Genomic DNA, 12,719 nt, shown 5'->3' with positions numbered 1-12,719 from the left:
TAAGGATATTCTGAAAGGGGGGCGTCATGCTCGCCTTATACCGGGGCTTGCGCTATAAAAGCCGGTTGCCATGACAGGGGCGGCAACCGGCCCAGTGTGCCGTGAATCTCTGGCTTATGCCAGCGCCCAAATATGGTATTTGCCGTCGATCATCTCCGCGCCCTCTAGCTCCTTTTCGAAGCCGGGGAACTTTTCCCCCCATTCGGCGATGCTGCGGATATAGCTCAGCCACGGCTGGGTCGGGTCGCCAAAGTTTTCACCGGGCATCACAATCGGGATGCCGGGCGGGTAGGGGATGACCCCCACGGCGGAGACGCGGCCAGCCAGCTTATCCAGCGGCAGGTGCTCACACTCCCCGGCCATATGCGCCTGAAAGGCGCGGCGCGGCAACACCACCGGCTGCGGCAACTGGCCAAATGCCTCGGCTTGCAGGCGATCCATTTGGCTGTTCTTCATATAGTCAAACATCTCGTCACAGAGATCCTGTAGCCCCATCCCGGCATAGCGCGCCGGGTGGCCGCCAGCCAGATTGGGCAGGCAGGCGGTGACCGGGGTGTTCTCATCATAGTGGCGCTTGAACTCCAGCAGCGCGTTGATCAGCGTACCCCACTTCCCTTTGGTGATGCCGACCGAGAAGAGGCAGAGCACCATGAAGTCCGTGGTGCGTGACGGCACAATGCCGTGCTGCGTCAGGAAGGCGGTCACCATCGCCGCCGGGATACCGTTCTCCATCAGGCTGCCGTCATCATTCATGCCCGGCGTCAGGATACCGGCCTTGATCGGATCGAGCATGCACCACTCCTCCTCCAACTGCTCAAAACCGTGCCAGCTCTCGCCCGGCTTCAGCACCCAGCAGGAGGGATCGGTGGTGAGCCGCGCCTTGTCCGCGAGGCGGAAGGGGATCTTCTTGCCGGTTTTCGGATCGGTGATCTCCGGCGGGTTCCACGGGGCGAAGAACCATTCGCCGCGATCGCGGAAGGTGGCGTTGACCTTGGCCAGCGCCAGCCGGAAATCCACCGCCTCGTTGATCACCTCCTGCGTCAGCGTCTGCCCCTGTCCGCCCTGCATCATCGCCGCACCAATCTCGTTGGCGGCAATGATGGCGTAGAGCGGCGAGGTGCTGGCCTGCAACATGTAGGACTCATTGAAGCGCGAGTGCACCACCGGCTTGCGCCCGTTGCGGATGTGGATGTAAGAGGCCTGCGACAGCGCCGCCAGCAGCTTGTGGGTGGAGTGGGTGGCGAACACCGTCGGGCCGTCGGGATTATGCTCCTCCGGGTTGCCGCGCATGGCGAAGCGTCCGGCATAGAAGGGATTGAAACGGGCGTAGGCGTACCACGCCTCGTCAAAGTGGATCTGGTCGACACGCTCTGCCAGCAGATCCTGCGCCTGACCGGCGTGGTAGCACATGCCGTCATAGGTGCAGTTGGTGATCACCGCATAGACCGGCGTGCGATCGCTGGCCTGATCGATCAGCGGGTGGGCGGCAATGCGCGCATCGATCGCCTCTGGCCGGAACTGCTGCTTCGGGATCGGGCCAATGATGCCGAAACGGTTGCGGGTCGGCACGAAAAACACCGGCAGTGCGCCGGTCATCACCAACCCCTGCTCAATTGACTTGTGGCAGTTGCGGTCGCAGAGCGCGACCTGGCCTTCGCCCACCACCGCCGCCATAATGGCGCGGTTGGAGCCGGAGGTGCCATTCAGCACCGCATAGCTGCGGTGCGAGCCAAACACCTTGGCGGCGTAGTCCTCTGACTCGCGGATCGGGCCGCTATGATCGAGCAGCGAGCCCATCGCCGCCCGCTCAATGCCGGTGTCGGTGCGGAACAGGTTTTCGCCATAGAAGTCGAGGAACTCGCGGCCCACGGCGCTTTTGGTGAAGGCCACGCCGCCCTGATGGCCCGGCGCGGCCCATGAGTACTCCGGCGACTCCAGCGTGTAGCGGAACAGCGCCTTGGTAAAGGGCGGCAATAGCTGGTCATAGTATTGGGTGATCAGCGCCTTGGCGCGGGCGGCGATAAACTCCGCCGTATCCTCGTGCATCCAGACGAACTCATTCACCATCCGCATGATGTCCAACGTCAGGCTGTCGATGCAGGAGTGCTCGGCCATCAGCAGCACCGGCACCTCCTTATTGCGGCGGCGGATCTCGCGCAGCAGCTCGCTGGCCTGGCCGTGGGAGGCGCTGTCATTGCCACCGGCAGTCCAGTTGATGAACAGGCAGCAGAGCGAGGCATCAGACATCACCGTTGCCCGGCCATCCTCAAAGCTGGCCGCCGGGATCACCTCGAAATGGAGCGCGCGCAGTGCGTCAACCAGCTCCTGCACGGCCCGGCCGTTGGTGGTATTCAGCTCCAGCAGGCTGCTGTCCACCACCAGAACCTTGCGCTTTTTAGGGGTGCCTAAGTCAATCATGCTCTCTCCCAGATATCAGTTGGCCGCCGACGCTTAATCATCGTCACGCACATAGGGGCGATGGAGCGGGAAGGGGTTTTTATGGCGGCGGTTATAGTTGACGGTATACAGGGTGGTGATCACCATCAGCGCCACGAATGACCACATCACCTCCTGCGGGCCAGAACCCACCACCGCCCAGATGCAGTAGAGGAAGGCCACCAGCGTGATCAGGAAGTAGGCAAAGTGCAGCCGCCCCAAATGGCCATGCCCGACCAGCAGCAGCGCCGAGCAGGTATAGAGGTAGGGCACCAGCGTAAAGATCACCGAGACCGAGGAGACCAGCGCGAATTGCTGGGTGGCGTTGGGCGAGATGCTGCTGATCTGGAACAGCGTCATCAAGATGCCGATGATCAGCAGCCCGGCGACCGGCACATTATCCTTGTTGACCTTGGCGAAGATCGGCGGGAACAACCCATCGTCGGCGGCGGCCTTGGCGGTCTGGCCAGCCAGCAACGTCCAGCCGCCCAGTGAGCCTAAGCAGCCAAGCGCGGCGCACAGCGCCACGGTGCCGCCAGCGAGGTCACCGAGCGCCAGCCGCGCGGCGTCGCCAAAGGGTGAGGTGGAGAGTTGCAACTCCGCATTGGGGATCATCCCCATGATGGCGGTGGTGGAGAGCACATAGCAGACGGCGGCGATCAGCACGCCGCCGAGGGTGGCAATCGGCACGTTGCGTTTCGGGTTCTTCACCACCCCTGCCGCCACCGAGGCGCTCTCCACGCCAATAAATGACCAGAGCGTGACGCTCAGGGTGCTCTGGATGGCACCGAACGGGTTCTGGCCGCTGACGTTCCACGCCGCCATATAGGTCTCCCCGCTGAACCAGAACCAGCCCAGCAGTGCGACGGCGACAATCGGCACCAGCGCCAGCGTGGTGGCCACCGCCTGCACGCGGGTGATCATCTTCGGGCCGATAATATTGAGGAACACAAACAGCCAGAGGATCGCCACACAAGCGATGGTCAGCGGGATCGGCTGCTTCAACAGCGGGATAAAGTAGCTCAGGTAGCCAACGCCAATCACCACCATCGCGATGTTGCCGATCCAGCAGGCCAGCCAGTAGAGCACGTTGGTCTGGTAGCCGAGGTAGGGGCCGAAGGCGCGGCGCGCGTAGGCGTAAGAGCCGCCGGGACTGTCATCCAGCGAAGACATTTTGGCATACACCATCGACAGCGACAGCGCGCCAATGATGGTCACCAGCCAGCCCCAGATGGCGATGCCCCCGGTGGCGGCCAGACTGGCCGGCAGCAGGAAGACCCCGGAACCCATAATATTGCCGGAGACCATCAACATCACCGGAATCAAGCCCACTTTTTGACTTTCTGAATTTTCTGCCATAACTCACCCTTATTTATTTCATTGCGATCGGGGCGGGAAACGTTTTTACGCCGGCAGCCGTCGGTGCGTAATGTTAAATAAGATAGACCCTCTGGCAGGAATAAAAAGTAATAACCGGCTAATATTTTTTCAATGATGAAAATCATGAAGTTAAACTATATCTATAATTTAACGGCGAAATTTATCATGATGAAGCGGTTGCGCCCATTTTATTAGGGGTGTTTAAGGGCAAGGGGAATAAGCGTGGTCAGCCCGCATGAAATATCCGCACAAATAATTTATCCGCAGCAATAATAACACCCTGTCGCACAGGGAAATAATGGTTCGGGTAAGGGGCTAAATAAGTGGCTGGTATTTAACGGCATGAAAATATCCATCAACGGCGGTAATAGTTGCCCGCAATAGGGCGTGTGCTATAACAGTTTGGCCTGGAATCGGTGGCAACTGCTATGCAGTCTATAACAGTGGCTGTGCTACTATCATCGCCACTATATCCGGCCAGGGGGCCACCCCGGCTTGCCGGCGGAGCCAGCCTGCGGCTGGCACTTCCCAGTCCACGACAGTATCCAGATGAGGGTGACACCATGGACGCCATCAAGACCATCCTGGTCCGCGAGATCGCACACATCAACCGCGCCGAGCGCCGTGACGGCAAGGCACGCTTCAACACCGAGTTCTTCACCAAGCACCCCTGGCTCTGCCTGGCGATGCTGATCGGCTACCTGGCGGTGGGCGTGGTGATGTACTGTTCGCCCTATATGGGGCTGGGCTGGTTCGCGGGTTTCACCGCTTTCCTGCTAGTGGTCTCCGCCGGCCTGCTGATGGACATCAAGCCCATCTACCGCTATGAGGACATTGGCGTGCTGGATCTGCGTGTCTGCGTCAATGGCGAGTGGTACTTCAGCCGCGAGCTGCCCACGGCGGCGGTGGAGGAGATTCTGGCGCACCCGCAGGTGGCGGGAGAGATCAAAAACCGGATGCGCGAAATCATCCGCAATAAAGGCATGATCGACTTCTACGACGTCTATGACCTGGCCCGCAAGCAGCGTCGCCAGCAACAGGCGGCGCGCACTGAGTTGCACCAGCACCAGCCGGCTCATTAAGCGCACGTAAACGGCATATCCCTGGCCGCTCCCGATGGGGTACACTATGCGTATTCACGCAATCAATGTGTTACTACCATCGGGAGCCGGCGTGCAAAAGATCAAACTCACCATTCACCACCTCTACCAGCAGGGCGAGGGCGGCCGCCGCGATGCCCACGCCACGGCGCGCATCTATGCCGGCGATCGGCTTATCCATACCGAAACCATGTTTGGCCAGGCGGAGCACTATCCGCGCTATTTAAGCGCCGCGGAGGATGACGGCCAGCCACTGCGTGTGGAGTGGGAGAGCGACGGCAGCGCGGCGATGTCGGTGGCGCGGACGGAAGTGTGCCCTTGCTGCGGCGGGGATGAGTGGCACTAACAGGGAGACAGGCGATGAAAATGCTGCACAATGAGCGCGATTACCGTAACTGGATCATGGCGGAGCTGTTTTTGGTCAGCGAAACCGGCGAGGCGGCGCAGTTTGTCGATCAGGAGATTGAGGATTTTATCTTTGACGCGCGGCCCGGTGCCTATCCCTGCATTGCGGTGATGGTGCAGGCCAAGGGGCAACCAGCGGTGTGTGAGCCAAAGTTTGTCTATAAAGAGCAGGTATTCGAGTGGGCGCACCAGATGGGATTTGGCTTCGACAGCTAACCGGGCCGCCGCAGCGCGGCGGCCGTGGGCATCAGACGTTTTTGCGGTCGACCTTCTCTTCGCCCCAGAACAGGTGATCGGCGTCGGTCTTCTCAAAGGCGCGAATCAGCACCTCATCATTTCCCTCTTCCCAGATCTTCTGCGCCAGGGTCTCATCATTCTCGGCAAACTCAAAAATCGCTTCCGCAATCTCAATCGAGGTCTCACGGATCTCTGCCCAGGACTTCACATCATGTTTATCGGCCATTCAATCTCTCCCTTGCTGGGGGACGCCGGCGGCGCCCCAGTGATAGTGTTGACCCTTTAACTATGGTACTGACCCGGCAGGGATGCAAATCCAGCGCGGGTAAGTGCCGGGTTTCTCACCAGTTGGCTTTCTGTGCGCCCCCCAGGACAGGCTGGCGGCCGTCGGTTATAATCCGCTGCCGCACCACGACACAGGAGAACTGCGATGAGCGATGATATTTTTGATTTTGACATTGATGCTGAACTGGCCAAGGCCGCTGAAAAGACGGAAAAGCGCGTCAATGAGGTGCCCGAGGTGGCCGGTGGGGAAGAGGATTGCGAAGGCTGCAAAATCTGACGCCCCCGACATAAAGAAAACCGCTTCGGCGGTTTTTTTTATGGGACTTTTCTGGGAAATAATAAAAAATTCTGATTTTGAATTATCAATTCATTCGTTATAGAAATAATTCTGATTTTATTATCAGCACTTAACTCGTTTTTTAATTAAATGTAGTAAATAAAGCGGTATTTATTGCTTCTATGTTTCTGTTTTGTTATTTTCGATCCCAGTAGTGCAAGGGAACGCCAGATTTACGCCGGAATGCGTCATGAGCCGGGGGATTTGCCTTTGATGAGCCGGGTTTCCCGCCCTAGCCTGACTAGCCTTAAGGTCGCGCCATGCAACTGTTAAATAACCACTTTGAGTACCGTCACTGGATGCTGCACAACTACTTTATGATTGAGGGCACAGACAGCACCTCATTACTGTCAGAAGAGGAGTTGGATGAATATTTGTTTGAGCTGCGGCCACGCGATTATCCTTGCCTGGTCACCATTACCTCGCAAACTCATCAGCCATTGAATAATGAAGTGACCTATATTTATCGTGAGCAAATTGCCGACTGGGCGGAAAAAATGGGTGTCAGTTAAGGACGCCCTCGCTATTAATATCTGTACAACGCAAAGAATATGTACAAAATAGCGTTTTCAAGGGAGCAGGGTAATTCTGTACCGCCATCACCAGGGTGTACAAAAATAGGGATGACCCTGCACTTCACAGGCTGCCATGTTTTCTCGGCAGCCTTTTTTATGTCTGGCGCGCCGGGCATAAAAAAACCAGCCCTCCGGCTGGTTTCGGCTGGGCCGCGTGACCCCCGGCGAAAGCCGGCCTTAGCGGGTCTGGGTGGTGGTCGAGGTGGAGGTGGCAGTCGAGGTGCCAGTGCTGCCGCTCGGGTCCATAGCGGAAGCCGCTGCGGCCACGCCACCCGAGATCAGGGTCGCGCCGCTGGTGGCGGCTGCCCCTGCGCCATTGCCCACGGCCACGTCCGCACCAGCGGTGGTGGCGGCAAAGGCGGTGGACGCCCCGGCCAGGTAGAGCGCAACAGCGGTAATGGTCAATACTTTGGACATAAGTAACTCCTTGCGTTAAAGGGATCTGACTTGCCATAAAGCACTTACCAGTTTAACTGTTGGATAACCTTAAACAAATAAGAAAACTATGAAAATGAAACATTAATTTTACTCCTGTCAATAGGAGTAGAACTGATTTCACTCCCTGACTTCCACCAGCACCGGGCAGGGGGCCGTGGCGACCACATCGGCGCTGACCGAGCCTTTCAACAACCGGCCAAACACCGTGCGGCGGTGGTGGCCCATCACAATCACTGACGCCTGTTGCCGCTGTGCCTCGGCCACCAGCGCTTGCGCCGGTTCCCCGACAATCACCTGGCCGCTGACCCGTTCGCCCAACGGGGCAAGTTGGGTTAGCGCCGCGCGTACCACCTGGCAGGCGGTATCCTGCTCCTCACAGGCGGGCTGGTAGAGGCTCACCTCGCCGGGGCCACCGGGTGTGCCAGCGTCCACGGCGTAAGACTCATCCACGCAGCAGGTGACGGAAATACGCGCACCGGTTTTGGACGCCAGTTCGGCGGCCAGTGCCACCACGCGCGGCGTCTGGCTGGAGCCATCCACCGCCAGCAGGATATGGGTAAACATCGTCGCTCCTTACACCGGCGCTGCCGGTATCAACGGCAATCCAGCTTGCCGATTTCGCCCATCAAAGAGGCCCGGCAGGCCAGAATGGCTGCCTGCAAGGCCGGTAAGTGGTGGTGCAGCCGTTCGGTGGGTACCAGCAGTGACACCGAATAGCGCCCCAGCAGGGTATCGATGGCGATGCCCATCGAGGAGATGCCCTCCAGCGTCTCGCCATGCTCAATCGCCACCCCCAGCCGCCGCACTTCTGCAAGCCGGGTGAGCAGCGTCTCCATGTCGCGCACCGTCCGGCCAGTCACTGGCTCGAACTCGTCGCCAATCAACTGCCGCACCTCATGGTCGCTGCTGAGCGCCAGCAGCGCCCGCCCACCGGAGGTGCTGTAGATCGGCAGGTTGAGGCCAAAGCGCGGCACCACCCGCAACTCGCGGTCGGCCACCACCATGTGCACGATGGCAATCTGCCGCCCGCTAGGGCGCGCCAGGGTCACGGTCTCGTTGGTCTCCTTGCACAGCGCCTGCAAGAAGGGGGTGGCGATGGCGATGATATCGATGTGCACGGTCGCCACCAGCCGCAGTAGGGTCGGCCCCAGCCGGATGCCGTGGCTGCCGTCGCTGCGCACGATGCCCTCATCCGCCAGTGCGGCCACAATGCGCTGTACCGTGGAGCGGGGCAGGGCGACGGCCTGCGCGATGGCCCCCAGGCTCATCCCTTCCGGGTGCGCGCCGAGTGCATTAAGGATGCTGGCGGCTCGGGAGATCACCTGAATGCCGCCGCTGCGCTCCTCCTCCGTGGAGGGGGTATGATGCATGGTCACGCTAAGGCTCCTTATCAATAAACGCCCGGATATTTAACGGCATTCCCTGCCGGAACTCAATCGTTAACCACATTGCAATACAGTGGACCGTATTGTAGTATCCCGCGCTGTGATGCCGTTCGCATAATGACGGCCTCGCTTTCACCTGCCATTACTGCACCCGTATCTGTTTCCCGTTGCGCCCCGCGCCCAGGCCCTCTGCTGCCGGCCGCTGGCGGCAGGTACAGTGCGCACAAAAAAAAGATGAGTTTAGTTATGAGTGTAGTCAGTGTGTCGCCGGCCAATGCCAGCGGCATTCCTCCTGCTGCCCCGGTGGCCCAGCCCTTTACTGTCCGGCTGGTGATTGGGTTGGTCGGCGTGCTGATCGCCGCCCTCTCATCCGGCCTGAATGACCGGGTGACCGACATCGCGCTGGCCGACGTCCGCGGGGCGCTGAGCATCGGCAGTGATGAAGGCTCCTGGCTGGTCGGCGGCTATCAGGCGGCGGAAGTGGCCGCCATGATGCTGGCCCCCTGGCTGGCGATGACCTTCTCCATGCGGCGCTTCGCCATGAGCATGGTGCTCGGCTTCGGGCTGCTCGGGGCGATCCTGCCCTTTTCGCCCAATTTGACAGTCTTCATCACCCTGCGGGTCATTCAGGGGCTGTTTGGTGGCGCACTGCCGCCACTGCTGATGACCGTTGCCCTGCGCTTCCTGCCGCCCGGCTTTAAGCTGTATGGGCTGGGTGCCTATGCCCTGAGCGCCACCTTTGGCCCCAACCTCGCCACCTCGCTGGCGGCACTCTGGACCGATGACGTTGGCTGGCAGTTCGTCTTCTGGCAGGTGATCCCGCCCTGTCTGCTGGCCTTCGCCATGATCAGCCACGGCATCCCACAGGATCCGTTGCGGCTGGAGCGGCTGAAGCAGATTGACGCCTTCGGCATGATCACCGGCTGTAGCGGCGTGGCGATGCTGGTGCTGGCGTTGCAGCAGGGTGAACGGCAGGACTGGCTGGAGTCCGACCTGATCTGCGCGCTGTTGTATGGCGCGGCGGTGCTGATCACGGTGTTCCTGATCAATGAGTGGTATCACCCGCTGCCGCTGTTCAAGCTGCAACTGCTGGGGCGGCGCAACCTCGCCCACGGCCTGTTGACGCTGGCCGGGCTGATGCTGGTCTACCTCTCCGGTTCGGCGCTGCCCTCCAACTACCTGATCTCGGTCAGCGGTTTCCGTGCCGCCGAGGTGGGGCCGCTGGCGTTGACCATCGGCGTGCCACAGCTGCTGATGGCACCACTGGTGGCGGCGATCTGCAACCTGCGCTGGGTGGACAGCCGCTGGGTGCTGGCCAGTGGGCTGGGGCTGCTGGCCTTCACCTGCTACTGCGGCTCGTCGATCAACAGCGCCTGGGTGCAGGGCAACTTCTACTGGTTGCAGGCGATGCAGGCGGTGGCACAGCCGATGGCGGTGATCCCGATCCTGATGAGCGCCACCAGCGTGGTGCAGCCGATGGAGGGGCCTTTCGCCTCCGCCATGTTCAACACCGTGCGCGGGCTGGGCAGCGTCACGGCCTCGGCGCTGCTGGAGACCTTTATTACGCACCGGGAGAAGTTCCACTCCCATGTGCTGCTTGACCACGCTGGCTCGGTCAGCCACCTGCTGTCGCAGCCCTATGACGGCAACCGTGCGCCGCCCGCGCCGCTCAACCCGGATGGCAGCGCCATCTCCACCGAGGTGCTGGCGCGCTTCTCCTCGCTGGTGAAGAAGCAGGCCACCATCCTCGGGCTGAGCGACGCCTACCTGATGATTATGGGGGTGGCGCTGGCGCTGATTGTGCTGGCCGCCCTGATGCCGCAGCGCACCTATCCGCCGCAGTCGTTGGTCAACCGTTGATTGCCCCTATTTCCGAGAGCATTGAGAGAAGAGAATTATGTTAGCAACATCGTCAAAACGCATCCCGCTGCTGGTGGCGGTTATTCTGGTGGCCCTGCTGGTGGCCTTTATTGTCTGGCGACTGGCCGGTCGGGGTGACGAAACCACCAATGACGCCTACGTCACCGCCGACTATACGCTGGTGGCGCCGCGCATCTCCGGCCATATCGCCGAGGTGTTGGTGGAGGACAACCAACAGGTGCAGGCGGGCCAGTTGCTGGCGCGCATCGATCCCCGTGATTACACCAATGCCCTGAATACCGCGAAGGCCACGCTGGGCAGCAAGCAGGCGCAGATCCAGAGCCTGGATGCCCAGCTCGCCAAGCAGCAGCAGGTGATTATTCAGGCGCGGGCGGACATTGATTCCAGCACCGCTGGCATGAACTATGCGCGCCAGAGCGCTGACCGCTACCGCCGGCTGTTGCAGAATGGCTCCGGCACCGCTGACCAGCGTGACGAGTCGGATGCCAACTACCGCGAGAAGGCAGCACAGCACCAGAGCAATGTGGCGGCGCTGGAAGCCGCCCAGCAGGAGGTGGACGTGCTGAAGGCGGAACGCGCCGAGGCGCTGGCGGCAATTGAGGCGGCGAAGGCCGATCTGGCGCAGGCGCAGCTCAACCTCTCCTACACCGAGATCAAGGCACCGATTGCCGGCACCGTCGGCCAGCGCTCGCTGCGCGTGGGTGCCTATGTCAGCGCGGGCACCCGCGTGCTGGCGGTGGTGCCGCTGCAACAGGCCTACATTGTCGCTAACTATCTGGAAACGCAGCTCGGCAGCGTGCAGCCGCAGCAGCCGGTCAGCATCCGCGTCGATGCCCTGCCAGACGTGCAGCTGCATGGCCATGTCGAGAGCATTGCCCCGGCCACCGGCGCGACCTTCTCGCCAATTGCCGCAGACAACGCGACGGGCAACTTCACCAAGGTGGCACAACGTCTGGCAGTGAAGATTGTGCTGGACGCCGACCAGCCGCAGGCGCAGCGCCTGCGGGTCGGGATGTCGGTGGTGCCGACCATCAATACCCACTAATAAAAAAGCCCGCCTGATGGCGGGCTTTTTATTGCCACCCTCAGGCGGCAGGCGGGATAGGCACCGGTTTTTGTGATTTGCCGGAGAACAGGAAACGCAGCATCGGCACCTGTTTGTGCAGCTCATACAACAAGAAGGCCAGGCCAAAGACAAATATCATCCCCAAGCCAAAGCCTGCCAGATTATTCTCAATTTTCGGTGTGATGAATGCGCCATATATCAGTGTCAGCGGGTGGTGGACCAGATAGATAAATAGTGAGGCATTAACCAGATAGGTAATCCGCGGCGAGTGGCTGTTGAGCATCCGATGGCCAAAGGCAAACACCAGGTTGACCATCACAATCCCCAGCATGTAGGTGATCAGCGTATCCAGCTGGGGCGAAAGGTGCGCGCCGTCATTCAGGTGCTGGTTGGCGATATAGGCGGCGAACAGCAACGGCGCCAGCAGCAGCGCCAGCGGGGAAGGCTTGAGCAGCAAGGCCTTAAGCCAGCCATATTTGAACGCCAGCGCACCCAGAATAAAGAACGGCAGATAGAACAGCGGTTGCATAACGATAAAGTTAAGCAGCGAGTTGAATAGCAGGCCGGGCAGGGCATAATCCAAGGTAAATTGAATAATTGCATAGACCAAACCCAGCAGGACAAAATAAAATAAGAGTTTTCCTAAGTTATTAAGGCGCTTTTCGCTAAACCGTGCCGGAAGAATCTGAATGTTCCGCAGGCGGCGGAAAATATAGAAGCCCGCGCAGGTCAATATTACCAATGTTAACAAAAACCACAGGTGTGAAACTATTTCCCAGATGCCGACGTTGATTTTTTCATAGCCGCTGAAATGGGCCCACCCCTGGATGCGCTGGGTATAATTTTTCAGCATGTAGAACTGTGGCAGGGTGATCAGCACCATCGCCGACAGCATTGGGATCGCCACGCGCTCCAGCCGCACCTTCAACCAGCGCACTGGCTCATAACGTTCATACAACATATAGGAGAAGTAGCCGGAGATGACGAAGAACACCTGCATCCGGAAGGCGTGGATGATGTCGTTGAGCACCGTCAGCAGGTCAGAGGGGGTCTGGCTGTTCACCGCCCAGTTGTGGCTGGAGTAGATCAACGACAGATGGAAAGGAACCCCGAGCAGCATCAAATAGGCCCGGATGGAATCGAGAAAGTATTCCCGTTGTACTGTTTTTTTTGTCATAAGTTTCCAGGATTTTT

At 59.8% G+C, this 12,719-nt stretch carries 14 protein-coding genes; 7 read left to right on the top strand and 7 right to left on the bottom strand.

What is annotated here, in order from left to right; translation table 11 throughout:
* Positions 1-114: 114 nt before the first annotated feature.
* On the bottom strand, positions 115-2,418 hold the full coding sequence (locus tag C1N62_RS10440) for an Orn/Lys/Arg decarboxylase N-terminal domain-containing protein (protein WP_137763574.1): 2,304 nt from the start codon (positions 2,416-2,418) through the stop codon (positions 115-117).
* A gap of 33 nt (positions 2,419-2,451) precedes the next feature.
* Positions 2,452-3,795, bottom strand: coding sequence for an arginine/agmatine antiporter (adiC, locus tag C1N62_RS10435; RefSeq protein ID WP_137763573.1), 1,344 nt, complete (start codon positions 3,793-3,795; stop codon positions 2,452-2,454).
* A gap of 584 nt (positions 3,796-4,379) precedes the next feature.
* On the opposite strand from adiC, the gene C1N62_RS10430 reads away from it, so the two are divergent.
* The 3 genes from C1N62_RS10430 (at position 4,380) to C1N62_RS10420 (ending at position 5,537) form a co-directional block, all read left to right on the top strand.
* Positions 4,380-4,898 carry a YlaC family protein gene (locus C1N62_RS10430; protein WP_137763572.1) on the top strand — a complete coding sequence of 173 codons (519 nt, stop codon included), beginning with the start codon at positions 4,380-4,382 and terminating at the stop codon, positions 4,896-4,898.
* Between the two features lie 91 nt (positions 4,899-4,989).
* Positions 4,990-5,262, top strand: a complete 273-nt coding sequence (locus C1N62_RS10425; RefSeq protein ID WP_137763571.1) for a hypothetical protein — start codon at positions 4,990-4,992, stop codon at positions 5,260-5,262.
* A 14-nt stretch (positions 5,263-5,276) separates the two neighbouring features.
* Positions 5,277-5,537: a hypothetical protein gene (locus C1N62_RS10420; protein WP_137763570.1), complete on the top strand. Its 261-nt coding sequence runs from the start codon at positions 5,277-5,279 to the stop codon at positions 5,535-5,537.
* A gap of 31 nt (positions 5,538-5,568) precedes the next feature.
* Here C1N62_RS10420 and C1N62_RS10415 read toward each other — a convergent pair whose 3' ends face one another.
* Positions 5,569-5,784: a YccJ family protein gene (locus tag C1N62_RS10415; RefSeq protein ID WP_137763569.1), complete on the bottom strand. Its 216-nt coding sequence runs from the start codon at positions 5,782-5,784 to the stop codon at positions 5,569-5,571.
* A 204-nt stretch (positions 5,785-5,988) separates the two neighbouring features.
* Here C1N62_RS10415 and C1N62_RS23490 point away from each other — a divergent pair, with 204 nt between their 5' ends.
* Both C1N62_RS23490 and C1N62_RS10410 read left to right on the top strand, forming a co-directional pair.
* Positions 5,989-6,120: a hypothetical protein gene (locus tag C1N62_RS23490; RefSeq protein WP_255508601.1), complete on the top strand. Its 132-nt coding sequence runs from the start codon at positions 5,989-5,991 to the stop codon at positions 6,118-6,120.
* A gap of 320 nt (positions 6,121-6,440) precedes the next feature.
* A complete protein-coding gene (locus C1N62_RS10410; RefSeq protein WP_137763568.1) occupies positions 6,441-6,692 on the top strand; it encodes a hypothetical protein in 252 nt (83 codons plus the stop codon).
* Between the two features lie 240 nt (positions 6,693-6,932).
* Here the strand turns inward: C1N62_RS10410 and C1N62_RS10405 are convergent, their stop codons facing one another.
* The 3 genes from C1N62_RS10405 to C1N62_RS10395 form a co-directional block, all read right to left on the bottom strand.
* Positions 6,933-7,172 (bottom strand): hypothetical protein, encoded by a 240-nt coding sequence (locus C1N62_RS10405; RefSeq protein ID WP_206057748.1) that lies wholly within the window; start codon positions 7,170-7,172, stop codon positions 6,933-6,935.
* Between the two features lie 138 nt (positions 7,173-7,310).
* On the bottom strand, positions 7,311-7,757 hold the full coding sequence (locus tag C1N62_RS10400; protein WP_137763567.1) for a universal stress protein: 447 nt from the start codon (positions 7,755-7,757) through the stop codon (positions 7,311-7,313).
* A gap of 29 nt (positions 7,758-7,786) precedes the next feature.
* On the bottom strand, positions 7,787-8,563 hold the full coding sequence (locus C1N62_RS10395) for an IclR family transcriptional regulator (protein ID WP_137764979.1): 777 nt from the start codon (positions 8,561-8,563) through the stop codon (positions 7,787-7,789).
* A 261-nt stretch (positions 8,564-8,824) separates the two neighbouring features.
* Between C1N62_RS10395 and C1N62_RS10390 the strand changes: the two genes are divergently transcribed.
* Positions 8,825-10,438, top strand: coding sequence for an MFS transporter (locus tag C1N62_RS10390; protein ID WP_137763566.1), 1,614 nt, complete (start codon positions 8,825-8,827; stop codon positions 10,436-10,438).
* A 37-nt stretch (positions 10,439-10,475) separates the two neighbouring features.
* Entirely contained in the window at positions 10,476-11,504 is a 1,029-nt protein-coding gene (locus C1N62_RS10385; protein ID WP_137763565.1) for an HlyD family secretion protein, read from the top strand.
* A 40-nt stretch (positions 11,505-11,544) separates the two neighbouring features.
* Here C1N62_RS10385 and mdoC read toward each other — a convergent pair whose 3' ends face one another.
* A complete protein-coding gene (mdoC, locus tag C1N62_RS10380; protein WP_137763564.1) occupies positions 11,545-12,702 on the bottom strand; it encodes a glucans biosynthesis protein MdoC in 1,158 nt (385 codons plus the stop codon).
* Positions 12,703-12,719: the final 17 nt, after the last annotated feature.

The organism is Nissabacter sp. SGAir0207, from assembly GCF_005491205.1.
Classification (GTDB): Bacteria; Pseudomonadota; Gammaproteobacteria; order Enterobacterales; family Enterobacteriaceae; genus Chimaeribacter.
The sequence above is the reverse complement of the archived record's forward strand: the minus strand, read 5'-3'. Positions and strand labels throughout refer to the sequence as shown.